Below are 24,135 nucleotides of genomic sequence, written 5' to 3'. Positions count from 1 at the left end.
GCGGCCGACCGGGGGCGGTGCGGGGAGGGGCCGGGTGCCGGGTCGGGCGGGGCGGCGCAGGGCGCACGGGGGCCGGGTCGGGCGGGGCCACTCGGGGCGCAGGGGTGCCGGGTCCGGCGGTGTGGCTCGGGGCGGGTGCCGGGTCCGGCGGTGTGGGTGATGCTGAAGGGGTGCGGGGTGTCGTAGCCCGGTGGTGGAGCCCGGCGGCCTACGCCGCCTCGGGCCGCCGAGCCGTGCGGGTGTCGCTGGTCGCGGCGACCGGCTTCTACGTCTTCCGCTACGGCCTGGACCGCCCCGTGGCGGCCACCTACGCGCTGTTCGCCGCCATCGCGCTGGGCGGGCTGTCGCGGATCCCCGGCACCGGGCGGCAGCGCGCGGCCGTGCTGCTGCGCGTGCTCCCGCTGTGCTGGCTGCTGGTGGTGGTCGGCACCTACCTGTCGGTGCGCACGTGGAGCGCCGCCGTCGGCATGCTGCTGGTCGGCTTCGCGCTGGCCTTCTCCGCCGTGGGCGGGCCGCGTGCGGCGGGGACGGCGCCGGGCCTGCACCTGCTGTACATCCTGCCGTCGTTCCCGCCCTACGACCCCGCCTCGCTCGGCGACCGCCTGATCGGGACGAGCGCGGGCGTGGCCCTGCTCGTCACCGCGGAGGCGCTGCTCCTGACCGAGCCCGCGCCGCCCGCGTACGAGGAACGGGCCGCCGTGGCCGCCCGGACCGCCGCCCGGTGCGCGCGGCGCCTCGCCACCCCGCCGTACGCCCTGACCGGCGAGGACCGGGCGGCGGCGCAGGAGGCCGGGCAGACGCTGCGGCCCCTGCACGTGCCGGAGGCGGAACGCCCGGCGGGGCCGGGCCGGCGAGAGCGTGCCCTCGCGCACACCGGCCTCGCCACCCGCACCCTGCTGAGCCGTCTGGCGGGACTCGGCACCGGCCGCGGCGAGTCGGACCCCGAGGTCACGTCCGTGCTGAGCGCGGTGGCGGATCTGGCCTCGGCGACCGCGGGCTGTCTGCGGTCCGGGCCGTCGCCGGTGGTGCCGTACGAGGCGCTGGCCGCGGCGCGTGCCCGCCTGTCGGCCGTGTCCGCGGGACCGTGCGGCGGCGCCGGTGTCCCCGGCTTCGCGCCGGCCGTGCTGCGCGGGCACGCGGCCGTGCTGGAGGTCGCCGACGCGGGGCTGGCCGTGGGCGTCGCCGCGGACCTGGCCGCGCGGGGCCGGCGTGCCGCGGTGCCGGTGCCGCCGGGACGTTTCTGGTACGCCACGATGTGGGCGCCGCTGCTGTGGTGGCACCGGCTGCGCGGGCACGCCGGGCGCCGGTCGGTGTTCTTCCAGAACGCGGTGCGCATCGCCCTGGCGCTGACGGCCGCGCGGCTCGTGGCCGGCGTGGACACGCTGCCGCACGGCTTCTGGGCCATGCTGGCCACGCTCACGCTCACCCGGACGACCATGGACGAGACCTGGCACACCATCCGCCTGGCGCTGGTGGGCACCCTGGCCGGCGCGCTGGTGACCGCCGGGGTGCTGACCCTGGCCGGTACGGACACCCGGTTCTACGCGGTGCTGCTGCCGGTGTGGATGCTGATCGTCTTCACGCTGGGGCCGGTCCGCGGCGTCGGCTGGGCGCAGGGCCTGTTCACCGTGCTTGTGGCGCTGGTCTTCGCGCAGCTCGCGCCGCCGACGTGGCACCTGGCGGAGGTGCGGCTGCTGGACGTGCTGGTGGGCAGTGTGATCGGCGCGGTCTTCGGGGTGCTGGCGTGGCCGCGCGGCGCCCATGACGAGCTGCGCCTCGTGTCCGCGGACCTGCTGCGCAGGGCGGCGGAGATCGTCGTGGCGACCAGCGCCTCGGCCGCGCAGGGCACGGCGGTGGCCCCGCCGTCGGGCGTGCCGCCCGGACACCGGTCGCTGCATCGCTCGGTCATCCTCGCGGAGTCCGCGTACGCGCAGTACCAGAGCGAGCCGGGCCGCTTCGGCGGCCGGGGCCGCCCGGCGGCGCCGCTCGCGGTGGACTGGCAGGCGACGCTGATGGCCGGCCACCACACCCTGTGGGGAGCCCAGCGGCTGCTGCAGCCGCCGCGCGCCACGCTGGGCCCGGTCGCGGCCGAGGCGCTCGCCGGGGTCGGGGAGCGCGTGGCCGGGCGGATGCTGCTGGTGTCGGCGGCGCTGGACCCCGGCGGGGACACGCCGAACGCGGCAGTGCCGTCGATCGATGTGACCTTCGCGGAGTTCGCCGCCGAACCGCCGGACGCGCCGCGCCTGTACTACGCGGCGGTGTCGTGGCTGGAGTCTCTGACGACGGACCTGGCCCGGATCGCCTCCGGGCCCCGGGCGGGGTGACGGTGTGCCAGGGTGTACCAGGACGGTGCCGCGGGGCTGTTGGGTCAGGACCGGCTTCCGGCCGGGGTGTGTCCGGACTGTGCCAGGACGCGGCGCAGCCAGCGCGTGCGGGTGTCGCGGGCGTCCTGGCTGAGCGCGGCGTGCGGTGCGAGGGTGTCGAAGCCGTGGCAGGCTCCGGGCCAGACGTGCAGTTCCGCCTGGCCGCCGGCCCGCCAGAGGGCGTCGGCGTACGCGACGTCCTCGTCACGGAAGGTCTCCGCGGAGCCGACCTCGATGTAGGCAGGGGGCAGTCCCGACAGATCGGCGGCGCGGGCCGGCGCGGCGTAGGGCGGCAGGTCGGCGGCGCCCTGCCGGTCGCCCAACGCCGCTTGCCACGCGGTGGTGTTGGAGGTCCGGTCCCAGGTGTCGACGCCGGCCATCTGGTGGCTGGAGAAGGTGACGCCTCGGTCGTCGAGCATCGGGCACAGCAGCAGTTGCCCGATCGGCGAGGGGCCGCCGCGGTCCCGGGCGAGCAGGGCGAGGGCCGCGGCGAGTCCGCCGCCGGCGCTCTTGCCGCCGACGACGACCCGCCCCGGGTCGATGCCCAAATCGGCGGCTTGCCTGGTCACTTGGACCAGTCCGGCGTAGCACTGCTCCACGGGTACGGGGTAGCGGACCGCCGGTGCCAGGCCGTACTCGACGGAGACGACGGCCAGTTCGAGCGGCCCGGCCCATGCGCGCAGCAGCTGGGGCAGGACGGACCACGCGTTGCCCATGATCATGCCGCCGCCGTGCAGGTAGTACAGCAGCGGCAGGGGCCTGGTGATCCCGGCGGGCCGCGCGCTGACGAGCGTCACGTCGGGTCCGCCGCAGGGGCCCGGCACCCGTAACTCCCGTACCGCGAACCGTCCGTCGGCCTCGAGGTCCCGCGCGGAGGGCCGGGGGCGGCCCGTCGCGTCACGGCGCTGCCGTTCGGCGAGGTTCTCCGGGGTGACCGGATCCCTGGCCGCGTCCCCCCACTTCGCCAGTGCCGCCCGCACCTCGGGGTCGAGCGGGGGCACCGGCTGTGCCGCCGGGGCGGGACCGTGCTCCGGTGTCTGCGCGACGTCCATGCCGGGTAGTCAATCACCGGCCGGCGCCCCGCCGCTGAGGCCGGGCGCGGTGGTGCATACGGAAGCGGGCGGTACGCCCGTCATGCGAGGCTGTGACCACTGCGACCGCGCCCGCCACGACCCCAGGAGTGACCATGACCGGCTCTTCCGCCCCGGCCGTCGCCCCCGCGCCGCGCTCCCTCGCCGAGCGGCGGCGCGACACCGAGCACCGGCTGGCGCACGACGTCGACCTGTGGGTGGCCTCGGCCTCGGCGGACGGCCTGCCGTACCTGGTGCCGCTCTCCTTCGACTGGGACGGTGGGACGGTGCTGGTGGCGACGCCCGCGGACAGCCCGACCGGCCGGAACCTGGCCGGTGGCCGGACCGTTCGGCTGGGACTCGGCCCCACCCGCGACGTCGTCATGATCGACGGCGAGGTGGAGGTGCTGGAGATCGACGAGCTGCCGCGTGAGCAGGGGGACCGGTTCGCCGGGCGCACCGGCTTCGATCCGCGCGAACCGGCCACGCCGTACCGCTGGTTCCGCATCACCCCGCGCCGCGTCCAGGCATGGCGGGAGGCGGACGAACTGTCCGGCCGCACACTGATGCGCGACGGCCGCTGGCTGGTGTGACCCTGGGGCGGACGGCCCGGGTGAAGCGCCCCGGTGAGCGGTCCGGGCGGTCGGTCCGGGTGAGCGGCCCGGGCAGGCGGCCCGGGTGAGCGGTCAGGACGCGCGCCCCGGGCGAGCGGCCCGGGCGGACACCCCGGGTGAGCGGCCCAGGCGGGCGGCCCGGGCGGGCGGCCCGGGTGAGCGGCCCAGGCGGGCTCCCCGGGCGGACGGTCAGGACGTGCGGCCCGGGCAGACGCCCCAGGCGGCCGGCTCGGGTGAATGGTCAGGACGCGTTGCGGAAGATCGCCGCGGGTCCGATGACGCCGGGGCCGAAGCGGTCGCGGATGCGGTCGATCGCGTCCTCGGCCACCAGCCGTGCCTCACGGCCTGTCTCCATGCTGAGCTGCCGCGCGACCCGGTCGGCGTCGACGAGGTCGTCGCCCCTGAGCGTGATCCGCGTGAGCCGGCCGCGTTGCAGGCCGGCGGCGTCCATCAGCTGGTAGGCGAGGACGCGCAGGTCGTCGTCGTGCGCGGAGGGTTCGACCAGCCGGCGGGTCTTCTCCCAGCCGCCGCCTGCGGCGAAGGTCAGCTGGAGGGTCAGGGCGCGGGCGGCCTGGCCCCGGTGCCGCAGCAGCATGCCGAGCCGTACGACCAGTTCCAGGAGGGCGGAGCGGACGTCCGCGCCGTCCAGCGCCTCGCGCGGGAAGGTGTGCCGCACGGTCGCCGAGGCGGGCAGGGCGCGCGGGACGACGGGGCGGGGGTCGACACCGCGGGCGCGGTCCGCCGCCAGCCGGCCGGCGCGGCCGCCGAGCAGTCGCTGCACGGTGGCGGGCGGTGCGGCGGCGAGCAGGCCGACGCAGTGGATGCCGTAGTCGCGCAACACCTGCGCCTGGCGGGGGCCGATGCCGTGCAGGGCCTCGACGGGGAGCGGGCCGAGCCAGCCGGTGACCTGGTCCGGGCCGACGGCGAGGACACCGCCGGGTGGGGCGATCTGTCCGGAGGCGGTGGCGGCGACGGTGATGGACGGTCCGATGCCGACGCGGACGTCGACGCCGAGGCGGGAGATGGTCCGTACGCGCAGCATCTCGCCGAGCCGGCGCGCGTCGGCGCCGTGGTAGCGCAGCGCGCCCCTGAGTTCGACCAGGGCTGCGGACGGCGGCAGGGCCTGCACGACCGGCGACAGCTCCGTGAGCTGCTCCAGGATCTGCCGGTAGGTCTCCTCCGAAGGCCGGTCAGGGCCGCGCACATGCATGACCGTCGCCGCCTGGCGTGCGGGAACGTCCGAGTTCATGGTTCTCACCTCCCACCCTCACGATATCGAACGAAAAATCGAACACGCGAGTGCGTCAGGGGTGGATCTTGGGCCTAGAATCAAAACTGTGTTCGATGACCTGCCGCCCGACCTCGACCGCCTGCACACCCTGCGGGTGTGGCACGCCATGTGGCTCGAGCGCATCGACCGCAAGATCGCGGCGATCCAGCGGCGCCAGGCCGAGCAGGAACGCGGCCGGCGCAACCGGCCCGTCCGGCCGGAGTGGGTCGTCCAGCTCGGCATCGGCGCCGGGCGTCCGCCCCTCCAGGTGCACACCGGCGACTGCCGCATGGCCGGCTCGCGCCGGCGTCCGGTCGGCCGCGACGAGGCCCGCCGCCTGCTCTCCGGCGGGCTGGCCGCCTGCGTCCACTGCCGTCCCGACGCGCAGTTGCAGATCATCGACTTAGACACGGCCGCCGCGGCGTGACGCGCGCACGCGCCGCGCTCGGCGCGCGCCGCGGACCCGGCGGTGTCAGCACGGACGTGAGCAGTTCGCAGGTCTTCGACCGCGTCGGCCCTGTGACCGCCCGGTATGCCCTGGCCGCCTGAAGACTCGCGCATCGCATCGCATCGCATCACAGAGCGGCGAGTGGCTGGGAGACCTTCACGTGCTGCCGGGCGAACGCTCATGGCCGGTGTGTGGCGCGTTGGTCGTTGGTGGGTTCGTTGTCCGGTTGGTGGTTCTCGTCGAGTGTGGCGGCCCAGCTGGATAGCAATTTGAGGCCGTCAGCCGATGGGGTGCCGGGTTCGGCGCTCATGGCGGTGAGTGTCAGACCGGGGTCGGTCGGTACGGGCAGGGCTTCGAAGGCGAGGGTGAGGTCACCGACGGCGGGGTGGCGGAAGCGTTTGAGGCCGGTGTGGTGGAGGCGCACGTTGTGTGCGGCCCACAACGAACGGAAGTCCTCGCTGAGGGTGGAGAGTTCGCCGATCAGGTCGCTGAGGTCGCGGTTGTACGGGTCTTGTCCGGCCTCGGTGCGCAGGAGGGCTGCGGCTGCGGCCCTTTGGTGGTCCAGTTCGGTCATGTACTGCTCGGCGCCGGGGTTGAGGAACTGGTAGCGGGCCATGTTGACCGGCCGGGCGGGGTCCTGGAACAGCGGCCAGTACAGGGCCTTGCCGAGGCGGTTGGTGGCGAGGATGTCGAGGCGGCCGTTGCGGATGAAGGCGGGCGCGTCGGTCATCGCGTCGAGGAGCTGTTGCAGGGCGGGCCGGATGTGCTGTGCCGCGCGGCGGCGTGCGGGCCGGCGGGTGGTGCTGGCGGTCCGGGCCAGGTCCATGAGGTGGGCACGCTCGGATTCGTCGAGCTGCAGCGCACGGGCCAGGGAGTCCAGGACGGCTTCGGAGGTGCCCGAGAGGTTTCCGCGTTCCATACGGGCGTAGTACTCGGCGCTGACCCCGGCGAGCATCGCGACCTCTTCGCGGCGCAGCCCCTTGACCCGCCGGTGTCCGGCGGCGGGCAGGCCCGCCTGCTGCGGGGTGATGTTCGCGCGGCGGCTGGTGAGGAACTCGCGGACCTCGCTTCGGTTGTCCATGTCCTCGAGGCTACGGCGATCGCGGCAGGTGAGGGGTGCCCTGCCAGTACATGTAACAGCGGGTCCTTCCGTACGCGCGTGACCTGCCGTTTCATCGATGTCAGGCCAGCAGACGGCCGCCCCCGCCAGGTGGCGCACACCGCACGGGGAGGGCGGAATGAAAGGCGATGCCCTTCCCCGCGAGTACGGGAACGCGCTGGGCCTCCGCACGGAAAGGAGTCAGTGATGGCGGAAGACAAGCAGTCCGAAGGGGCGCGCCAGCAGTTCGGGGATCTTGCCCCGGCCCCTGGCCTTGCCCGATTCGCCCTACCTCCCTCTACCCCTCACGCGTGCGCCGCCGAGCCGCGACAGAACGTATGCAAGGAGAACGATCAAATCATCGAGGCCCGCCCCGGAGATGTGATGTTCACGCCGGCCGGCGAGGAGCACTGGCACGGCGCTGCCCCGGACCGGTTCATGGCGCACATCGCGCTGTGGGAGGGCGACGAGGTCGACTGGCTGGAGCACGTCACGGACGACGAGTACTCGGGCCCCCGCCGCCCCGCCCGCACCTCCTGACCTTCTCCGGACGCCCGGAACCATCCAGCGCCCCGCACTCCTCATTTCACGATTACGGAAAGAATCATGCGCGCAACTGTGCTTCACGCCCCCCGCGACGTACGGGTCGAAGACCGGCCCAAGGCCGCCCTCCAGCAGCCCACCGACGCGGTGATCCGCACCGTCGCCACCTGTGTGTGCGGCTCGGACCTGTGGGACTACCGCGGCGTCAACGAGGTCGCCGAGCCCACGCCCGGCGGCCACGAATACGTCGGCATCGTCGAAGAGGTCGGCAGCGAGGTGACGAGCATCAAGCCCGGCCAACTCGTGGTCGGCTCGTTCTTCGCCTCGGACAACACCTGCCCCAACTGCGAGAACGGCTACCAGACCAACTGCCTGCACCGCGAGTTCGTCGGCGGCTGCCAGGCCGAGTACGTCCGCGTCCCGCTCGCCGACGGCACCCTCGTCCACGTCCCCGGCGATGTGGCCGAGGAGCACATCCCCAGCCTGCTGGCCTGCTCCGACGTGATGGGCACCGGCTGGTACGCGGCCGTCGCCGCCCAGGTCAAGCCCGGTGACACCGTCGCGGTGGTCGGGGACGGCGCGGTCGGCCTGTGCGCGGTCATCGCCGCCAAGGAACTCGGGGCGACGCGGATCATCGCCATGTCCCGCCACGCGCCGCGCCAGCAGCTGGCCCGCGAGTTCGGCGCCACCGACGTCGTCGCCGAGCGCGGCGACGAGGGCGCTGCCCGGGTCAAGGAGCTGACCGGCGGCATCGGCGCGGACGCCGTCCTGGAGTGCGTAGGCAACCCCGAGTCCATGCAGCAGGCCCTGCGCTCCACCCGCCCCGGCGGCAATGTCGGCTTCGTCGGCGTCCCGCACGGCGTGCAGATCGACGGCGAGGAGCTGTTCTTCTCCCACGTGGCCCTGCGCGGCGGCCCCGCCCCGGTCCGCGCCTTCCTGCCCGACCTCATCGAGCGCGTCCTCACCGGCCGGATCAACCCGGGCAAGGTCTTCGACCTCGAACTTCCCCTGGACCAGGCCGCCGAGGGCTATCGGGCCATGGACGAGCGCCGCGCCATCAAGACCCTCCTGCGCCCCTGACCCACTATCGGGCGCATCCGCCGCGGCGAGAACGCGGCTGACACGAACCCCCTGCACGAGGCGGCGCCCCGAACGCCGGGCCCGCCCCACAGATTGGACCCCTGAGCATGAACCCGCAGTACAACTTCGAAGGCCAGGTTGCCCTGGTCACCGGCGCGGCCTCCGGCATGGGACTGGCCGCCGCCCGCGCCTTCGCCCAGGCCGGTGCGGCCGTCGTGCTGGCCGACGTGAACAAGGCCGCCGTCGAGAACGCGGCGAAGGAACTCACCGACGCCGGGCACCAGGCCATCGGTGTGGTGTGCGACGTCACCGACGAGGACCAGGCCGCCGCCATGGTCCAGAGCGCGGTGGACACCTACGGCCGCCTGGACATGGCCTTCAACAACGCCGGTATCCAGGTGCCGCCCTCGGACGCCGCCGACGAGACGGCCGAGAACTTCGACCGCGTCAACGCCGTCAACCTGCGCGGCGTGTGGGCGGCCCAGAAGCACGAGCTGCGCCAGATGCGCACTCAGGGCTCCGGCGCGATCGTCAACTGCTCTTCCCTCGGTGGGCTGGTCGGCCTGCCCGAGCGCGCCGCCTACCACGCCTCCAAGCACGGTGTGATCGGCCTGACCAAGAGCGCCGCGGTCGAGTACGCGCCCAAGGGCATCCGCATCAACGCCGTCTGCCCCGGCGTGATCGAGACCCCGATGGTCGCCGACATGCTCGAGGGGCAGGCCGAGGCCATGGCCGCGATCATGAGTGAGCAGCCCATCGGGCGCCTCGGTCAGGCCGAGGAAGTCGCCGCCGCCGCCCTGTGGCTGTGCAGCCCCGGCGCCAGCTTCGTGATCGGCGTCGCCCTGCCCGTCGACGGCGGATACACCACTCACTGAACGCGCCCCGAACCGGGGCACCCGGCCGGGGTGCGGCACGCGCCCACCACCGCACCCCGGCGCCGTCTTGCGCGCGGTTTCGTGATCGCCTGTCGCGCCGCCGGCCCACAGGTGTCAGCCGCCTGAAACGGCCGCCCGGCTCACCCCGTCCGCAGCTCGCCCAGCAGTGACCGTCCCGCCGCTCGGTGTTCCGCGGCCGCTGCCGGGTCGCTCCCGTCGAGCAGGGCGGCGATGCCGTCGTGGGCCAGCGCCTCCTCGTAGCGGCTGCCGAGTCCGGGGGCCAGCTCCAGTGCCTGCCGGTGCAGCCGCAGGGCCTCCTCGGGCAGGCCCGCGAGCCGGCAGGTCTCGGCGTAGCCGTTGAGGAAGTGGATCTTCCAGTGTTCCTCGAACAACTCGTCGAGCAGCGCGAACGCCTCCCGGTGGCTCGTCAGCGCCTCCTCGTAGCGGCCCATGCGCCGCAGCGCGACACCCCGGCAGTTCAGACACCAGGCCTGGTTGTGCAGATGCCCGTCGGCGCGGGCCACCGCGAGGGCCTGCTCCAGGTGTGCGGCCGCCTCGTCGGGTGCGTCCTGGGCGATGGCCACGCCGAGGGTGATGCGGGCGGTCAGGGCGGGCGGCCAGGCCGGGTCGGTGTGCGGGACGGCGAGCACGTCGCGGGCGCGCTGCGCGGCCTCCTCGTGGTGTCCCAGCTGGAGCATCGCCCAGGCCTCCGCCGCGGCGGCGTCGGCGGCGCCGGTCGGGAAACCGGCCTGCTCGTACAACGTCCCTGCCAGCCGGAAGAGTTGGAGCGGCTGGTCCAGCCCTCCCGCCTCCCAGCTCAAGTAGCCTCGCCGCAGGGCCAGTTCGGCCTCGGTGCGGGGATCGCCGGCCCGGGACACCAGGGCGCGGGCGGTTTCGTAGGCGTCGGCGGCCTCCGGCAGACGGCCGGCGTTGTAGCGCGCGAAGCCCAGGTCGCTGTGCGCCTCGGCGAGTCGCAGCGGGTCGCCGAGGCGCTCGGCGGCGGCCAGTGACCGCTCGAAGAGGAAGTTGAGGTGCATGGTGCCGCAGCGGCGCGCGAAGTAGGCGCGCAGGAAGCGCGGCAGCTCGCACACGTGGACGTCGGCGCCGACGGCGGCGGCCGTTTCGAAGGCGGCGATCAGGTTGGCGTACTCCGTCACCAGCCAGGCGAAGGCGGCGTTCTTGTCCGCGAACCGGGGCAGTACGGCCGGGGGCGGGCCCGCGGTGGCCGCCCGGCCGGGCGACAGGAACGGCATCGCGGCGTCGGCGGCGGCCGCCGCGTGCACGTAGTAGCCGAGGACGCGGCCGAGGGCCCGTTCCCGTTCGGCCGCCGGGTCCTGTTCGGCGGCGGCGCGGCGCGCGTGCTGGTGCACCAGGTCGTGCAGCCGGTAACGGCCGGCCGTCGGCTGCTGGACCAGGTGGGCGTCGAGCAGGTCCTCCAGCATCGCCTGGGCGGTGCGCAGCGGCACGTCGGCGAGCGCGGCCGCCACATACTCGTCGAAGGACTCGCCGGGCAGCAGGCCCAGCATGCGGAACAGGCGGGCCTGCGCGCGGTCGAGCTGCCGTACGGACATGGCGAACGCGGTGTCGAACTCGCTCGCTCCCTCGGCCATCCGCTCGACGAGGATGCCCACGGTCCAGCCGGGCCGGTGCCGCAGCCGTGCTCCGGCGAGCCGCAGGGCGAGCGGCAGATGGCCGCACAGCCGCAGCACCTCGGCGGCCGACTCGGGGTCACGGGCGAGGCGGCCGTCGGGGCCGCCGCCGTCGCCGCTGGCGCGGGCCAGGAGTTCGGCGCTCTCCTCGGGGCTGAGCACGTCGAGCGAGAGCGGGGGCACCTCGTCCAGGCCGAGCAGCCGGTTGCGGCTGGTGATCAGGGCGACGGAGTCACCGGCGCCGGGCAGCAGCGGGCGGACCTGTTCGGCGTCGGCGGCGTTGTCGAGGACCACGACGACCCGGCGGTGGGCGAGTTCGGACCGCCAGCAGGCCGCGAGTTGTTCCAGGCCGTCCTGCGGGACGCGTTCGGAGGGGACGTCGAGGGCGCCGAGCAGCATGCGCAGCGCGGAGTCGGGGTCGAGCGGGGGCCGGCCCTCGGTGAAGCCGTGCAGGTCGACATAGAGCTGGGCGTCGGGGAAGTCGGCGGCGAGCCGGTGCGCGGCGTGCACCGCGAGGCAGGTCTTGCCGACGCCCGCCATGCCGTCCACACAGACCGCGCGGTGGCTGGCGACCGCGTCCAGCAGGGCGGTGAGTTCGGTCTCGCGTCCGGTGAAGTCGGGGACGTCGCGCGGCAGGTCGTTGCGGGGCCGCGGCCGGCCCTGACGGCTGCTCTTCGGGGGCGCCGGCAGCGGGTTGGAGGTGCGCTCCCACAGCGGGCGCAGGGGGCGCGGGTCGCGCTTGACGAGCCGGCACAGCGCGACCACGGCGGGCCAGGGCGGCACGGTCTGTCCGTTGAGGTAGCGCGAGAGGGAGGAGGAGCTGAGGCCGGTGTCCCGGGCGAGGGCCCGCACGCCGAGTCCGGACAGTTCCTGCAGCAGCCGCAGCCGTGCCGCCAGATCCTCCTGTGGTCCGGCCCGGCCTGCCGGTTCGCGTACGTCCACCGTGTTCCCCCCGCCTTCGCGTCCCGTGGCCGCAGAAGTCTCCCCGGCCAAGTAGTCGCTGGTCAAGGCTGTTTCAGCTGTCCCACGGTGTCCCACCGCCATGGCCGGGGCGCACCGGCCGGGCTGTCATGGAGTCACGCCCCGACGCCAGCGGGGCACCGAACCGGCGAAGGAGCCCGAGATGCAGTCCCGTATGCAGAACCCCGCCGTCGTCCTGTCCGACGCCATGCAGCCCGTCCAGCAGCTGCTCAAGGCCGTGCACTCCGGTGGTGTGGACGGGCAGATCCTGGAGCTGGTGCACCTGCGGGTCAGCCAGATCAACGGTTGCAGCGCCTGTGTCGACGGCGGCGCCAGGACGGCCCGCAAGGCGGGCCTGAGCGACGAGCGGCTGGCCACGGTCGTGGCCTGGCGGGAGGCGCCGTACTTCTCCGACGAGGAGCGGGCGGCCCTCGCGCTGGCCGAGGCGGCGACCCGGCTGGCCGACCGTCCCGACGCGGTGAGCGACGACGTCTGGGACACGGCCGCCACCTACTTCGACGAGAAGCAGCTGGCCGCGATCGTGCTGATGATCGGCGTCACGAACCTGTTCAACCGGCTCAACGCCACGACCCGGCAGATCGCCGGCGCCTGGGGGTGACATCGCTCGCCGGCCGGGACGGGCCGGCCAACTCCCCCCATACTGAAGCCAGTCAAGATCCATGTCCCAGGAGGGAACCCGCAGTGAAGGACGCCCAGAGGTCCGCGAAGAGCACCCCGGCCGCCGACGAGCCGGCGCAGGGGTTCACGGCCGAGGAGCGGGCCGCGATGAAGGAGCGCGCCAAGGAGGTCAAGAGCTCGACGCGCCGTGCCTCCAAGGCCGCGAAGGCCGCCGAGGACGAGGCCGCGGTGGTGGCGAAGATCGCCGAGATGCAGGAGCCGGACCGGGTGATGGCCGAGCGGGTCCACGCCGTCGTCAAGGAGAGCGCGCCGCAGCTCGCGCCGAAGCTCTGGTACGGGATGCCCGCGTACGCCCTGGACGGCAAGGTGGTCTGCTTCTTCCAGAGCGCGGAGAAGTTCACGTCGCGATACGCGACGTTCGGGTTCAGCGACCAGGCGCACCTCGACGACGGCAGCATGTGGCCGGCGTCGTACGCCCTGACGGGGCTGACCGACTCCGACGAGGCGCGCCTGGCCGAGCTGGTGAAGCGCGCGGTGCACTGACGGACGACGCCCCGGCGGGGTGGCGCGGGCCGCGCCACCCCCGGAGCGGGGCCGGCCGGGTGCGGCTACGACCCGTCGGCGTGGACGGCGTAGACGTACCGCTTTCCGGCGTACTCGCTGAGGTTCCAGATCACGGACTCGCTGTAGGCCCAGCCGGTGGTGGCGCTGCTGTGGAAGCTGAGGTCCTCGCAGCCGACGGCCAGGTTGCACACGGCGCTCGCGGTGGAGGCGCCGGAGGTGAAGGTGCGCAGCGATCCGGCGGAGGAGCCGTTGCTGGCCGCGAGGTAGTGCTTGCTGTTCTGGGAGACGACGCCCTGGATCTTCTGCTGGGCGACGGTGACGGCCTCGGACGCGGTCGGCGAGGAGATCTGCCGGTTGGTGTAGTCGAGGTTCCAGCGGACCACCTTGGGCGTGGTCGTGGCGACGCCGGTGCCGCTGAAGGTGCCGTCGGTGTAGTCGACGCTGCCGGACACGGAGTACTCGCTGACCACCAGGGAGTCGGGGCTGCTGGCGCGGTCGAGTCCGATGGCGCTGTAGCGCACGTACTTGCCGGTGTTGTCGTAGGCGGCGGCCTGCGGCAGGACGTACTGGTACGAGTAGCCGTAGTACTTGCCGTCGGTGTGCAGGCCGCACACGTCCTTCTCGGCGGTGTCGACCGTGAACATCTTGGTCAGGTCGAAGACCCGCAGCCCCTTGTAGGTGTCGACCATGTACAGCAGGTCGCCGTACCACATGATGCCGCCGGCGTGCCGGCGCACGGGGTTGAAGGAGTACTCCCCGGACGACGTCTTGACCGGCTCGACCAGCAGGACGTGACGGTAGGTCGGGGCGGCGGCGTTCGTGGTGTCGACGAACGACAGCCGTACACCCTTGTCGATCGGGTACTCGTCGACGCCGTCGCCGTCCGGGTCGGTCTCGAAGTACCAGGAGACCGCGACCACGCGGTTCGAGCCGTTCGACGGGTAGAGGCCGTCGGCGTAGGCGTCGGCGCTGGTGGTGACGCCCTGGGGGATCCAGTAGTCGACGCTCTGGTCGCCGCTCTCCCAGGTGAAGCCGGCCGCGAACGCCTGCACGGTGCCGGGCGCGCTGGTGAGGCGGGTGGCGCTGCGGTTGGTGTCGGCGATGACGGCCGTCGCGTTCACCGTGGGGAGCTTGGTGGCCAGGCCGGCCACGAGGTCGGCGTATGCGCCGTAGCTGTTGCCGGTCCGGTAGGTGAGGCCGAACTGGCTCGCGTCGATGGTGGCCGCCTCTGCGACGGCGGGGAACAGCGCGCTGCCCGCGGCGGCGGCGAACGGCGCCGCCGCCATGCCCTTGAGGATCGTCCTCCGTGTCATGTCCATGGGGCGGAAACCTATGCGCACATGATCACATGGCACAACTCCGCCCCCGGGTCGCCGGTCGGCCCGACCGGCCGGCCCGTCAGCGCACGACGTCGAAGATCTGCTTCTGCAGCCCGTTGGCGTACGCCTCGTGCTCGACCAGCTTCAGCTTCTGGGCGTCCTTGTCGGTGGCGCTGAACAGGCGCTTGCCCGCCCCGAGCAGCAGGGGGAAGACCAGCAGGTGGTAGCGGTCGATGAGGCCGGCGTCCGACAGGCCGTGGTTCAGGGCGGCGCTGCCGTGCACGATGACCGGGCCGCCCTCGGTCTCCTTCAGCGCGGCGACCTCGTCGAGGGAGCGCAGGATCGTGGTCTCGCCCCAGTTGGTCACGAGGTCGTCCTCGGTGAGGGTGGTGGAGACGACGTACTTGGGCATCACCTTGTAGTCGGCGAAGTCCGCCATGTCCGGCCAGACCGGGCTGAACGCCTGGTAGCTGACCCGGCCCAGCAGCATCGCGGTGGCCTCCTTCTGCTCCTGGCCCTTGAGGGCGAACGCCTCGGGAAGGAACTCGACGTCCTTGAAGGTCCAGCCGGCGTTGCGGTAGCCGGACTCGCCGCCGGGGGCCTCCACGACGCCGTCGAGCGAGACGAAGGCGGTGCTGATCAGGGTGCGCATGGGCCGTTCCTCCGGGGCGTGTTTCTCAACCGATGTGTGCGGTGCGTGCGCCGCGTCCGCGGAGGGGGCGTACGCACAACTGTCTTCTTGGACTGCCGACCGCGGGAAAACTCATCGGCGGTCGCGGGGGCCTGGGCGAGATCAGGAGTCCTGGATCGTCAGGCGTCCTGCATCGTCAGGCGTCCCGGATCGTCACGCGTCCTGCATCGTCACGCGTCCTGGATCGTCGCGCTGACGGGTGTGCCGGCCTCGACCGTGCGGCTGACGGTGCAGAGCCGGTCGTGGGAGGCCTTGACCGCGCGCGGCAGGATCGCCCGGGAGCGCTCGGCCTCCTCGCCCTCGGGGAAGGCGACGGAGAACGTGACGGCGAGGTCGGTCAGCCGGTTGCCCTGATCGTCGCTGACCTTGTGACCCGTCACGGTGACGACGAACCGGTCCGGTTCGGCGTGGCGGGTGGTGGCGACGTCGACGTCGACCGCCGTGCAGCCGCCGATCGCGGCGAGCAGCAGCTCGACCGGGGTGAAGGCGGCGCCCTCGGTGGCGAAGCTGATCGTCCCGCCGCGCGCGTTCGTCGCGGTGAAGTGCCCGGTGCCGGTTCGCTCGACGGTGACGGAGCGCAGGGAGTCTTCGGTCATGACAGGGACACTAGTGCCCCGGAGCGCGGGACGGGGCCCGGGACATGGGTGCTTCACCAGGTAGGACGCCGGGTGCCGACGATCGCCCGGGACTGCGCGATGGATCCGAAAAGCTCCGGACTGCGCCGGGGACGACACACAGATTTCATGCGGGACGGGGAATCCCTTGCGGGGCAGCGCAGTTGACGTCGCCATGACTGTAGGAGTGACCATCGACACGCCCGGTGCCGCGCTGACCGTCGACGAGGTGGTGGGGCAGGCTCGCGAGGCGCGGGCGTCCGGCGTCCGCAGCGTCTGGTTCGGCCAGACCTTCGGCTACGACTCCCCCACCATCGCGGCGGTCGTGGGACGCGAGGTGCCCGACATCCACCTCGGCAGTTCCGCGCTCCCGGTGTTCGGCCGGCATCCGCTGCTCGTCTCCAGCCAGGCGCAGACCGCGCAGGCCGCCACCGGCGGGCGCTATCACCTCGGTCTGGCCCTCGGTACGAAGCTGTTCACGGAGGGCGCCTTCGGGCTGCCCTTCGAACGGCCCGTCGGCCGGCTGCGCGAATTCCTGCTGGCGCTGCGGCAGTTGACCCAGACGGGGCGGGCGGACTTCGAGGGCGAACTGATCACGGCACGCACGCCGCTGCCCGCGTCGGTGCCGGGCGCCGAGCCCGCCGTACCGCTGCTCGTGGCGGCGATGGGGCCGCAGGCGCTGCGCGTCACCGGCCGGCTCGCCGACGGAATCCTGCCCTACCTGGCGGGGCCGCGGGCTCTGGAGCAGCACATCGTGCCGGTGCTCACCCGCGCCGCCGAGGAGGCGGGGCGGCCCCGCCCGCGGGTCGTCGCATTCGTGCCGGGTGTCGTCACCGGCGACGCCGAGCGGGTCCGCGCCACGGCGCACGAGGCCCTCGGCTTCTACCAGCAGATCCCGTCCTACGCCCGGGTCATCGAGCAGTCCGGCGCCGCGCACCCCGTGGAGCTGGCGGCGATCGGCGACGAGAAGCACCTCGCCGAGACGGTCCGCCGCTACCGCGACGCCGGGGCCACCGAGGTCGTCATCGCCGCAAGCGAACTCGGCGGCCCGAAGGACCGGCTGCGCACGTGGGAGGCCCTGGGCGGGCTGGCCTGACGAACGCTCATGCGCGGGCCGGAGCCGGGGCCGGCTCGCGCACCATCCACACGTCCACGGCGTCCTCGCTCTGCGTGGTGAACCCGTGCCGCTCGTACAGCCGCCGGGCCGCGCTGCCCTGCAGCACGTTCAGCCGGACCGGGACGCCCGCGCGGTCGGACCGCTCCAGCAGCCCTCGCAGCACGGCGGAGCCCATGCCGTGGCCGTGCAGTTCCGGGGCGAGGAAGAAGTGCTCCAGCCAGTGGGCGTCCTCGGCCGGCCGCAGCGCGACGCAGCCGGCGACGGCGCCGCCCACCTCGATGATCCAGCTGTGCTCCGGCTCGAACCGGTCGCGCAGCCGTTGCCGCACCCGGTGCTCGTCGTACCGCCCGAGACGCTCAAGATCGGGCCTCATCGCCGCGGCACGCAGTTCGACCACGGCGTCAATGTCCGCCACGGACGCCGGCCGCAGCTCCCACTCCACCATGATCACAACGCTACCGCGCCGGAGCGCGCCGCAGCGGGAGGCCTAAGATCGGCCGGCATGACCGACCCCATGCCGGAGATCACGGCGGACCTCGTGCGGGAGTTGCTGTTCGAGCAGCACCCCGACCTCGCCGGGCAGCCCGTGCGGTTCGGTGCGCGCGGGTGGGACAACCAGTTGTGGCGGCTCGGCGGTGACCTCGCCGTGCGGTTGCCCTGGGCGACGCGGACCGCGGACGCGCTGTTGCGCAAGGAGCACGCCTGGCTGCCCGCCCTGGCGCCGCGTCTTCCTCTGCCGGTCCCGGTCCCGCAGCGGCTCGGCGAGCCCTCCGAGCGGTTCCCCCGGCCCTGGATCGTCACCACCTGGGTGCCGGGCACGCCCGCCGACCGTGCCCCCGCCACCCGTGCCGCCCAGGCGGCCCGTACCCTGGCCGGTTTCCTGACGGCACTTCACCGGCCGGCTCCCGACGGGGCACCGGCCGGCCGTGACCGTGGGGGACCGCTGGCCAACCTGGCCGAGCAGTTCGCCGCCGGTCTGGCCTCGGCCGCCGAACTGGGTGGTCTGCTGCCCGACCCGGACGCCGTCCGCGCCGTCTGGGAGGACGCCCTGGACGCGCCCGCGTGGACGGGCCCGGCAGTGTGGCTCCACGGCGACCTGCACCCGGCCAACGTCCTCACCGCGGACGGCACCTTCTGCGGTGTCATCGACTTCGGCGACCTCTGCGCGGGCGATCCGGCCTGCGATCTCGCCGCGGCATGGACCCTGCTGCCGGACGGCGCCGCGGACCATTGCTACGACGCCTACCGCCCGGCCCCGGACCCGGCGACCCTGCGCCGCGCCCGCGGCTGGGCCGTACTGCGCGCCGTGGGCTGCGCCCTCATCGGCGAGGCGGGGGTGCGCGGCCGGCCCGGCGGCAAGCCCACGTGGGGGCCGCCGGCCCATGCCGCGCTCCGCCGCCTCACCGCGACGGCCCACCGCTGAGCCAGGTCCGGCTTCGGCGGGGCGACCGCGTCCGGCAGGCGAACTCCTCGTCGAGGAAGGGACGTTCGTTCCCCGGCAGGCGAACTGATCGTCCAGGAGGGGCCGTTCGTACGGCCAGGGCGGCGTACAGCGGAAGTGGCTGGGGGTGGGTGAGTCGCACATGGCCCGGGTTGGCCTGGGGCGCTTGCGGCCACGCTGCGGGCACTCTTTGCTGCTCATCCGGGGGGACACTCATGTCGGATCTTGTGTCGGTTTCCAGGCGCTGGACGCGCTTGTCCGAGGGGCCGGACATCTATGTGGCCACGCCACTGGAGCGGAAGCCTCGGGCGACCGTGGTGGTCGGCATGGAACTGTTCGGTGTCACGCCCTGGGTGGAGAGGGTGTGCGAGCGGCCGGCAGCAGCCGGATACGCGGCGATCGCCCCGGACTTCTACTGGCGTCAGTCACGTCGTGCTGAGCTCGGCTATGACGATGCCGGGCGCGCGGAGGGCTTCCGGCTGCTCGGTCATCTGACGCGCGAGGGTGTCGTGGACGACACCGAAGCGTCCCTGGCTGCCGGTGCGGAACTGGGTGCCGGGGCGGGTCGCAAGCTCATCCTCGAGGCCTTGGCCCACATACCCCACGAGGGCTGATCACAGCCACTCGTTGATGGCCGCTACGAGGACGGTGACCTCGGGGCGTTGTCCCGTTCGGCGAAGGGGGTGAAGCGGGCGGGCGGGTGGTCGATGGGCAGGTCGGGGCGCCATGCGGTGAGGATCTGGGCGCTGCACTCGAACAGGCCCGACGGCAGCGCGTCCAGCGGCCACCAGCGCCAGTCGCCGACCCGTTCGCCCGGCTGGTCGGCGGGCTCGCCGCGCCACCGCGTGACGAGCGCGCCGACCGTGATCCGGACGACGCCGCCGACCTGGTCCAGGAGCATGCCCAGCAGGCGGACGTCGGCCGGGTCCGCGTGCAGCCCCGTCTCCTCGGCCAGTTCACGCACGACCGTCCCGCGCAGCGACTCCCCCGGTTCCACCGTGCCGCCGGGCAGCTCGAGGGTTCCCCGCCGGTGGCGGCCCAGCAGCAGACCGCGCGGCCCCAGCAGCACGGCGCCGACTCCGGCAGCCGCGTGCGCGACGGGCGGCTGGGCCGTACGGGGACGGGAGGTGATCCGGGCCGGCCTGCGCACCTGGAAGAGCCGGTAGGAGGCCTGGTTGTCCTCCTCGGGCGTGTCCAGCACGGTGACCTCCTCGACGCGCAGCCCGTGCCGCACGAGCAGGTCTGTCCACAGCTTCGTGGTGAGCACCCACATGTGCCCGGTGAGTTCGCCGCCGCCGGCCAGGCGCAGGGTCTCCGGGCGGGGCGTCACCTCCGAAGAGGGGCCGTGACCCGAGGAGTTGGTGTGCAGCACGGTGAAGCACAGCCGTCCGCCGGGCCTGAGGGCCGCGGCCAGGGCGGGCAGCAGCCGGTTCGGGTCGATGAAGTGGACGGCGGACAGGGAGTAGATCACGTCGTACGGCGCCGAGGCGCGCAGATGCTCGACGGCGTCGGCCTGGATCAGCCGCAGGCCCGTCAGGCCGCCGTAGCGGGCCCGGGCGCGGTCGATCTGGGTCGGTGAGACGTCGACGGCGTCCACGGCGGCGCGCCGGCTACGCGCGAGGTGGGCGGCGTGCCGGCCCGGGCCGCAGCCGAGATCGAGCACGCGCAGGCCCGTCAGGTCGCCGAGGACGGCGTCCCCCAGTCCGGTTCCCGCCGGGCCCCAGGCGATCTCGTCCACCTCGGGCAGGGGCGTGGCCCGGTCGAGGTGGTGCGCCCCGTAGGCGTGCCACATCGCGGCGTTGACCTGCTCGGCATCGGCCGTACCGGCCGCCTCGGGCACCGTCATCGCGTCGCCTCCTCCGGCTCGCCACCGAGCCTCGTGACGTCGTCCCGCTCGTCGCCGGGTACCGTCCGCACTCGGCGCTCGCCGCCGGGCATCGCGCCCATTCTCCGGCTGACAGCGGTCCCTGACCAGTCGTCAGGTCAGGTTCAGGCCGCCGTCGAGCATGATGACCTCACCGGTGAGATAGCGGTGGGCGATCACCGACGCCACCAGGTCGGCCACGTCGGCGGGCCGGGCCGGCCGGCCCATGGGTGCGCGCTCCCGCCACAGTGCGTGGGCGTCGGCCCAGTCCCTCGTCATGGGCGTGTCCACCAGGCCCGGCGCCACCGCGTTGACCCGCACGCCGGGCGCGAGCGCGGCCGCGAGCAGCCGCGTCACGTGGTTCAGCGCCGCCTTGCTCGCCGCGTACGGCACCGACGAGCCCTTGGGGCGCACCCCGGCGTGGCTGGTGATGTTCACGATGCTGCCGCCGGCCGGCGACGCGCGCAGCGCCGGGAGTGCCGCCGTGCACAGCACCCAGGGTGCGATCAGGTTGACCTCGAGCACCTGCCGCCATTCCTCCGGCGCCGCCGCGGCCAGGTCGTCGTGCGGGATGGGCCGGCTGATGCCGGCGTTGTTCACCAGGACGTCCAGCCGCCCGTACCGGTCGAGGGCCGACTCCACCAGTCCCCGGGCCTCCTCCTCCACGGCCAGGTCCGCGCGCAGATACGTCCCGCCGAGCTCGGCCGCCAGTTCCTCCCCCGCCCGTGTGCTGCGCCGCGAGTGCACCACGACCCGCGTGCCGTCCGCCGCCAGTCTCCGCGCGACGGCCTCCCCGATCCCCGACGCGGACCCGGTGACCAGGGCCACGGGCCGTTCCGCTCCGTCCATGCACATCCGGTCGATCCTGCCATCCCCGCCGCCCGCGCCGCGCATCGCGTACTCGTGCCGCGAGCGGGCCGCTGCCCCCGGCCCGGCGGCCGGGGTCGTCGTCTGCGGGCAGCGACGTGGCGCGGGTGCCTACACTGCGAGCGTCCACGTCAGCGGTCCCGGCAGGGGCCAGGAAGGCGGGCGGTATGGCCGGCGGGCAGGCGGCGAGGGTGCCGCGCAAGGTCTACGAACAGGAACTGCTGCGACTCCAGACGGAGTTGGTGCGGCTGCAGGAATGGGTGCGGGCCGCGGGCGCCCGGGTGGTGATCGTCTTCGAGGGCCGGGACGCGGCCGGGAAGGGCGGCACCATCAAGCGGGTCACCGAGCATCTCAACCCGCGCGTCGCGCGCATCGCGGCCCTGCCGACGCCGACCGAGCGCGAGCGCGGCCAGTGGTACTTCCAGCGGTACGTGGCGCACCTGCCCGCCGCCGGGGAGATCGTCCTGTTCGACCGTTCCTGGTACAACCGCGCCGGTGTGGAGCATGTGATGGGCTTCTGCACCAAGGAGGAGCACCAGCGCTTCCTGCACCAGTGCCCCATCTTCGAGCGGATGCTGGTGGAGGACGGCATCCTGCTGCGCAAGTACTGGTTCTCGGTGAGCGACACCGAACAGCAGGAGCGGTTCCGCAAGCGGCTGGAGGACCCGCTGCGCCGGTGGAAGCTCTCGCCGATGGACCTGGAGTCGATCACGCACTGGGAGGCGTACTCGCGGGCGAAGGACGCGATGATGGTGCACACCGACATTCCGGAGGCGCCCTGGTACGTCGTCGAGAGCGACGACAAGCGGCGGGCCCGGCTGAACATGATCGCCCACCTGCTCGACTCGGTCCCCTACCACGACGTGCCGGAGCCTTCGCTCGAACTGCCGGAGCGGCCGCCGTCCACCGGGTACGAGCGCCCGCCGCGCGACCTGCGGACGTATGTCCCGGATCACGCGGCGGGCCTGTGACGCCCGTCCCGAATTACGTGCTGCCTGTGTGACGTCCGGGCCAGCGCCGGCGGCCGCGCCGCGGGCCCGGGGAGCCGTCCGCCGCCCCATGGGCGCACGCCGCGGCGGCGCTCACGCGTGCGGGACCAGCGCGACCGGGCACCGCACGTGGTGGATCAGCGCGTGTGCGACCGGCCCGGTGGGCGGGCGGCCGGGCGTGGGGCGTCTGCGGATGCCCGCCACGACCAGGCCCGCCCCGCCCGCCGCCCGCACCAGGACATGGGCCGGCCGGCCTTCGTGCAGGTTCTCCCGGACGGCCACCGCCGGGTACTTCTTCCGCCAGGGCGCGAGCAGGCGCGCCAGTTCGTGTTCCGCGACCGCCCTGAGACGGGCGCGCTGCTCGGCGCCCGTGAGGCCCGCGGAGTACGGCACGTGCCAGGCGTGCACCGCCCGCAGCGGCGCCCGGCGCAGCTCGGCGGCGTGGAAGGCGAAGTCCAGCACTTCCTCGTAACCGCCGTCGACGTCGACGGCGACAGTGACGTCGCGGAACGGGGTGTGGACCGACGGGTGCCCGTCGGCGTCGCGCAGATGTTCCCTCTCCGCGGTCTCCTCGGCCCGGACCAGCACGATCGGCCGTTCCATGCGGGCGGCGGCGGCCAGGGCGGCCGCCCCGGACACGAAGCCGCTCAGCCCGCTGCTGCCCTGGCTGCCGATCACGAGGAGGGCGGCGCTGCGGGCCTCGTCGAGCAGCGCGGGAACGGGCGGCCCGGCGACCTGCTCGGCGGAGACGGCCAGCCCCGGATACCGCCGGCCCAACTGCCCCAGGGCGTGGTGCAGCACCTGGCGGGCGTGCTGCTGCGGAGCCCGCAGTCCGGGTACGGCGGTCTCGGTGCCGCCCTCCGGCAGGCCCCCTTCCCAGGCGTGGACGAGGCGGAGCGGCACGCCCCGGCGCAGGGCCTCCCGGGCTGCCCAGTCCGCGGCCGCGCTGCCCTCGCGTGAATCGTCCACGCCGGCCACGACCGATCTGTTCACGGCCCTCACCTCCCTGGCCACCGGCTGCGTGCGAAGGACGGGCCGGCCCCGGCCCGCCTCGGCGGTCGGTCCGGGCGGGAGGCGCACCTCCCACCCGTCACCAGGGTCCCTCCGTGGACGGCTGCGGGAAAGACCGGCTGGTCCCGCGGGGTCGCTGCCCGAGCGGCGGTCGCGGACCGGTGGCCTACGGGCGGGCGTCGGCGTAGGGGCGGTCGTGGACGGTGGGTTCCGTGGCCGCCGGGGCGCCGGGCCGCGCGTCCTCGGCGGGGGTTCCGTGGCGCCGGCGCAGGACTTGCAGCAGCGGACCCAGGGGCACCTCGGGGAACGGGGTGCCCGACGTGGTGGACGTGCCGTACCGGTCGTGCAGCCAGAAGGACCACTGGGCGGTGGTCGGCGCGACCCGGAACTGCTCGACGAAGGCCAGGTAGGCGGCCGCGAAGCGGTCCGCGGCCGCCTCCACCGTCTCCCCCGGACGCAGCGGCGACTCGGGCTCCGCGGGCTCGTCGACCGGTTCCGGAGCGGCCGGCGGAGCGGGCAGGGCGAGCCGGAGTCCGCCCGCGCCCCGGCGGACGCGGTGTGCCGTCCCGGCCAGGGGGGCGGCGGTCGCCGGGGTCTCGGCTCCGGCCCGAGCGGCCCGAGCCGCCCGGTCGGACCCGCCGGGCCGGTCGGCCCGGTCGGACCCGTCGGTCCGGTCGGCCCAGTCGGTCTCCGTGCCGATGCCCGCTGCCGCGAGGCCGGCCGGGGCGGTCTCCGAGAGGGGGACGCCGTAGCGGGCGAGGCGCAGCGGCATCAGGGATTCCACCGGGGCCTTGCGGCGCCAGGCGCGGCCGAAGCGGGAGCGCAGTCGGGCCTGGTAGACGAGGCGTTCCTGCTCCAGCTTGATGACCTGCTCGTAGGAGCGCAGTTCCCACAGTTTCATGCGCCGCCACAGCAGGAAGGTGGGCAGCGGGGAGAGCAGCCAGCGCATCAGCCGGACGCCCTCCATGTGGCGGTCCGCGGTGATGTCGGCGATGCGGCCGATGGCGTGCCGGGCCGCTTCGACGGAGACGACGAACAGGACCGGGAT

General features: G+C 73.9%; 25 protein-coding genes. 13 read left to right on the top strand and 12 right to left on the bottom strand.

Annotated elements, in window-relative coordinates; translation table 11 throughout:
* The first annotated feature begins 170 nt into the window (after positions 1 to 170).
* The gene (locus AC0B9F_RS16275; RefSeq protein WP_472003056.1) at positions 171 to 2,324 is read left to right on the top strand and encodes an FUSC family protein; all 2,154 of its coding nucleotides are present in this window, start codon (positions 171 to 173) and stop codon (positions 2,322 to 2,324) included.
* A 44-nt stretch (positions 2,325 to 2,368) separates the two neighbouring features.
* Here AC0B9F_RS16275 and AC0B9F_RS16270 read toward each other — a convergent pair whose 3' ends face one another.
* Positions 2,369 to 3,415 carry an alpha/beta hydrolase gene (locus tag AC0B9F_RS16270; protein WP_472003054.1) on the bottom strand — a complete coding sequence of 349 codons (1,047 nt, stop codon included), beginning with the start codon at positions 3,413 to 3,415 and terminating at the stop codon, positions 2,369 to 2,371.
* Between the two features lie 134 nt (positions 3,416 to 3,549).
* Here AC0B9F_RS16270 and AC0B9F_RS16265 point away from each other — a divergent pair, with 134 nt between their 5' ends.
* A complete protein-coding gene (locus AC0B9F_RS16265; protein WP_472003052.1) occupies positions 3,550 to 4,026 on the top strand; it encodes a pyridoxamine 5'-phosphate oxidase family protein in 477 nt (158 codons plus the stop codon).
* 262 nt (positions 4,027 to 4,288) lie between these two features.
* Here the strand turns inward: AC0B9F_RS16265 and AC0B9F_RS16260 are convergent, their stop codons facing one another.
* Positions 4,289 to 5,296, bottom strand: coding sequence for a DNA polymerase Y family protein (locus AC0B9F_RS16260; RefSeq protein ID WP_472003050.1), 1,008 nt, complete (start codon positions 5,294 to 5,296; stop codon positions 4,289 to 4,291).
* Between the two features lie 88 nt (positions 5,297 to 5,384).
* On the opposite strand from AC0B9F_RS16260, the gene AC0B9F_RS16255 reads away from it, so the two are divergent.
* Complete coding sequence (locus AC0B9F_RS16255; protein WP_472003048.1) at positions 5,385 to 5,744, top strand: DUF6233 domain-containing protein; 360 nt, start codon at positions 5,385 to 5,387, stop codon at positions 5,742 to 5,744.
* A complete protein-coding gene (locus AC0B9F_RS16250) occupies positions 5,741 to 5,866 on the top strand; it encodes a hypothetical protein (RefSeq protein ID WP_472003046.1) in 126 nt (41 codons plus the stop codon). The genes AC0B9F_RS16255 and AC0B9F_RS16250 overlap by 4 nt, the downstream gene beginning before the upstream one ends.
* Positions 5,867 to 5,943: 77 nt before the next feature.
* On the opposite strand, the gene AC0B9F_RS16245 is transcribed toward AC0B9F_RS16250, so the two are convergent.
* The gene (locus AC0B9F_RS16245) at positions 5,944 to 6,846 is read right to left on the bottom strand and encodes a helix-turn-helix transcriptional regulator (protein ID WP_472003044.1); all 903 of its coding nucleotides are present in this window, start codon (positions 6,844 to 6,846) and stop codon (positions 5,944 to 5,946) included.
* A gap of 402 nt (positions 6,847 to 7,248) precedes the next feature.
* Here AC0B9F_RS16245 and AC0B9F_RS16240 point away from each other — a divergent pair, with 402 nt between their 5' ends.
* The 3 genes from AC0B9F_RS16240 (at position 7,249) to AC0B9F_RS16230 (ending at position 9,362) form a co-directional block, all read left to right on the top strand.
* Positions 7,249 to 7,404, top strand: coding sequence for a hypothetical protein (locus AC0B9F_RS16240; RefSeq protein ID WP_472003042.1), 156 nt, complete (start codon positions 7,249 to 7,251; stop codon positions 7,402 to 7,404).
* Positions 7,405 to 7,470: 66 nt separating this feature from the next.
* A complete protein-coding gene (locus tag AC0B9F_RS16235; protein ID WP_472003040.1) occupies positions 7,471 to 8,487 on the top strand; it encodes a zinc-dependent alcohol dehydrogenase family protein in 1,017 nt (338 codons plus the stop codon).
* A gap of 107 nt (positions 8,488 to 8,594) precedes the next feature.
* Positions 8,595 to 9,362, top strand: coding sequence for a glucose 1-dehydrogenase (locus tag AC0B9F_RS16230; protein WP_472003038.1), 768 nt, complete (start codon positions 8,595 to 8,597; stop codon positions 9,360 to 9,362).
* A 140-nt stretch (positions 9,363 to 9,502) separates the two neighbouring features.
* Here AC0B9F_RS16230 and AC0B9F_RS16225 read toward each other — a convergent pair whose 3' ends face one another.
* Positions 9,503 to 11,953, bottom strand: coding sequence for an ATP-binding protein (locus AC0B9F_RS16225; protein WP_472003036.1), 2,451 nt, complete (start codon positions 11,951 to 11,953; stop codon positions 9,503 to 9,505).
* 181 nt (positions 11,954 to 12,134) lie between these two features.
* Here AC0B9F_RS16225 and AC0B9F_RS16220 point away from each other — a divergent pair, with 181 nt between their 5' ends.
* Positions 12,135 to 12,590: a carboxymuconolactone decarboxylase family protein gene (locus AC0B9F_RS16220; protein ID WP_472003034.1), complete on the top strand. Its 456-nt coding sequence runs from the start codon at positions 12,135 to 12,137 to the stop codon at positions 12,588 to 12,590.
* Between the two features lie 167 nt (positions 12,591 to 12,757).
* Positions 12,758 to 13,153 (top strand): iron chaperone, encoded by a 396-nt coding sequence (locus AC0B9F_RS16215; RefSeq protein ID WP_472003762.1) that lies wholly within the window; start codon positions 12,758 to 12,760, stop codon positions 13,151 to 13,153.
* Between the two features lie 65 nt (positions 13,154 to 13,218).
* Here AC0B9F_RS16215 and AC0B9F_RS16210 read toward each other — a convergent pair whose 3' ends face one another.
* The 3 genes from AC0B9F_RS16210 to AC0B9F_RS16200 form a co-directional block, all read right to left on the bottom strand.
* Entirely contained in the window at positions 13,219 to 14,493 is a 1,275-nt protein-coding gene (locus AC0B9F_RS16210) for a hypothetical protein (RefSeq protein WP_472003032.1), read from the bottom strand.
* 79 nt (positions 14,494 to 14,572) lie between these two features.
* On the bottom strand, positions 14,573 to 15,145 hold the full coding sequence (locus tag AC0B9F_RS16205; RefSeq protein WP_472003030.1) for a dihydrofolate reductase family protein: 573 nt from the start codon (positions 15,143 to 15,145) through the stop codon (positions 14,573 to 14,575).
* Between the two features lie 209 nt (positions 15,146 to 15,354).
* Entirely contained in the window at positions 15,355 to 15,780 is a 426-nt protein-coding gene (locus AC0B9F_RS16200) for an OsmC family protein (protein ID WP_472003028.1), read from the bottom strand.
* 193 nt (positions 15,781 to 15,973) lie between these two features.
* Here AC0B9F_RS16200 and AC0B9F_RS16195 point away from each other — a divergent pair, with 193 nt between their 5' ends.
* Positions 15,974 to 16,894: an LLM class F420-dependent oxidoreductase gene (locus tag AC0B9F_RS16195; RefSeq protein ID WP_472003026.1), complete on the top strand. Its 921-nt coding sequence runs from the start codon at positions 15,974 to 15,976 to the stop codon at positions 16,892 to 16,894.
* 7 nt (positions 16,895 to 16,901) lie between these two features.
* Here AC0B9F_RS16195 and AC0B9F_RS16190 read toward each other — a convergent pair whose 3' ends face one another.
* Complete coding sequence (locus tag AC0B9F_RS16190) at positions 16,902 to 17,360, bottom strand: GNAT family N-acetyltransferase (protein ID WP_472003024.1); 459 nt, start codon at positions 17,358 to 17,360, stop codon at positions 16,902 to 16,904.
* Positions 17,361 to 17,417: 57 nt separating this feature from the next.
* Between AC0B9F_RS16190 and AC0B9F_RS16185 the strand changes: the two genes are divergently transcribed.
* Positions 17,418 to 18,338, top strand: coding sequence for an aminoglycoside phosphotransferase family protein (locus AC0B9F_RS16185; RefSeq protein WP_472003022.1), 921 nt, complete (start codon positions 17,418 to 17,420; stop codon positions 18,336 to 18,338).
* Between the two features lie 233 nt (positions 18,339 to 18,571).
* A complete protein-coding gene (locus tag AC0B9F_RS16180) occupies positions 18,572 to 18,970 on the top strand; it encodes a dienelactone hydrolase family protein (protein WP_472003020.1) in 399 nt (132 codons plus the stop codon).
* 23 nt (positions 18,971 to 18,993) lie between these two features.
* Here the strand turns inward: AC0B9F_RS16180 and AC0B9F_RS16175 are convergent, their stop codons facing one another.
* A complete protein-coding gene (locus tag AC0B9F_RS16175; protein WP_472003018.1) occupies positions 18,994 to 20,202 on the bottom strand; it encodes a bifunctional class I SAM-dependent methyltransferase/NUDIX hydrolase in 1,209 nt (402 codons plus the stop codon).
* A 132-nt stretch (positions 20,203 to 20,334) separates the two neighbouring features.
* A complete protein-coding gene (locus AC0B9F_RS16170; protein WP_472003016.1) occupies positions 20,335 to 21,075 on the bottom strand; it encodes an SDR family NAD(P)-dependent oxidoreductase in 741 nt (246 codons plus the stop codon).
* A 179-nt stretch (positions 21,076 to 21,254) separates the two neighbouring features.
* On the opposite strand from AC0B9F_RS16170, the gene ppk2 reads away from it, so the two are divergent.
* Positions 21,255 to 22,058 (top strand): polyphosphate kinase 2, encoded by an 804-nt coding sequence (ppk2, locus tag AC0B9F_RS16165; protein ID WP_472003014.1) that lies wholly within the window; start codon positions 21,255 to 21,257, stop codon positions 22,056 to 22,058.
* 111 nt (positions 22,059 to 22,169) lie between these two features.
* Here the strand turns inward: ppk2 and AC0B9F_RS16160 are convergent, their stop codons facing one another.
* Positions 22,170 to 23,069 carry a universal stress protein gene (locus AC0B9F_RS16160; protein WP_472003012.1) on the bottom strand — a complete coding sequence of 300 codons (900 nt, stop codon included), beginning with the start codon at positions 23,067 to 23,069 and terminating at the stop codon, positions 22,170 to 22,172.
* 184 nt (positions 23,070 to 23,253) lie between these two features.
* Positions 23,254 to 24,135, bottom strand: an 882-nt coding sequence (locus AC0B9F_RS16155) for a DUF2637 domain-containing protein (protein ID WP_472003010.1), incomplete at its 5' end; no start/stop codon positions are given.

This window comes from Streptomyces sp. NPDC097129, from assembly GCF_055668065.1.
The sequence above is the reverse complement of the archived record's forward strand: the minus strand, read 5'-3'. Positions and strand labels throughout refer to the sequence as shown.

Coding starts and splice junctions, on each gene's coding strand:
- AC0B9F_RS16195 (WP_472003026.1), top strand. CDS start 15,974: ATGACTGTAGGAGTGACCATCGACACGCCCGGTGCCGCGCTGACCGTC.
- AC0B9F_RS16210 (WP_472003032.1), bottom strand. CDS start 14,493: ATGGACATGACACGGAGGACGATCCTCAAGGGCATGGCGGCGGCGCCG.
- ppk2 (WP_472003014.1), top strand. CDS start 21,255: ATGGCCGGCGGGCAGGCGGCGAGGGTGCCGCGCAAGGTCTACGAACAG.
- AC0B9F_RS16190 (WP_472003024.1), bottom strand. CDS start 17,360: ATGGTGGAGTGGGAGCTGCGGCCGGCGTCCGTGGCGGACATTGACGCC.
- AC0B9F_RS16200 (WP_472003028.1), bottom strand. CDS start 15,780: ATGACCGAAGACTCCCTGCGCTCCGTCACCGTCGAGCGAACCGGCACC.
- AC0B9F_RS16265 (WP_472003052.1), top strand. CDS start 3,550: ATGACCGGCTCTTCCGCCCCGGCCGTCGCCCCCGCGCCGCGCTCCCTC.
- AC0B9F_RS16235 (WP_472003040.1), top strand. CDS start 7,471: ATGCGCGCAACTGTGCTTCACGCCCCCCGCGACGTACGGGTCGAAGAC.
- AC0B9F_RS16260 (WP_472003050.1), bottom strand. CDS start 5,296: ATGAACTCGGACGTTCCCGCACGCCAGGCGGCGACGGTCATGCATGTG.
- AC0B9F_RS16185 (WP_472003022.1), top strand. CDS start 17,418: ATGACCGACCCCATGCCGGAGATCACGGCGGACCTCGTGCGGGAGTTG.
- AC0B9F_RS16175 (WP_472003018.1), bottom strand. CDS start 20,202: ATGACGGTGCCCGAGGCGGCCGGTACGGCCGATGCCGAGCAGGTCAAC.
- AC0B9F_RS16220 (WP_472003034.1), top strand. CDS start 12,135: ATGCAGTCCCGTATGCAGAACCCCGCCGTCGTCCTGTCCGACGCCATG.
- AC0B9F_RS16170 (WP_472003016.1), bottom strand. CDS start 21,075: ATGTGCATGGACGGAGCGGAACGGCCCGTGGCCCTGGTCACCGGGTCC.
- AC0B9F_RS16180 (WP_472003020.1), top strand. CDS start 18,572: ATGTCGGATCTTGTGTCGGTTTCCAGGCGCTGGACGCGCTTGTCCGAG.
- AC0B9F_RS16215 (WP_472003762.1), top strand. CDS start 12,758: ATGAAGGAGCGCGCCAAGGAGGTCAAGAGCTCGACGCGCCGTGCCTCC.
- AC0B9F_RS16245 (WP_472003044.1), bottom strand. CDS start 6,846: ATGGACAACCGAAGCGAGGTCCGCGAGTTCCTCACCAGCCGCCGCGCG.
- AC0B9F_RS16205 (WP_472003030.1), bottom strand. CDS start 15,145: ATGCGCACCCTGATCAGCACCGCCTTCGTCTCGCTCGACGGCGTCGTG.
- AC0B9F_RS16230 (WP_472003038.1), top strand. CDS start 8,595: ATGAACCCGCAGTACAACTTCGAAGGCCAGGTTGCCCTGGTCACCGGC.
- AC0B9F_RS16240 (WP_472003042.1), top strand. CDS start 7,249: ATGTTCACGCCGGCCGGCGAGGAGCACTGGCACGGCGCTGCCCCGGAC.
- AC0B9F_RS16270 (WP_472003054.1), bottom strand. CDS start 3,415: ATGGACGTCGCGCAGACACCGGAGCACGGTCCCGCCCCGGCGGCACAG.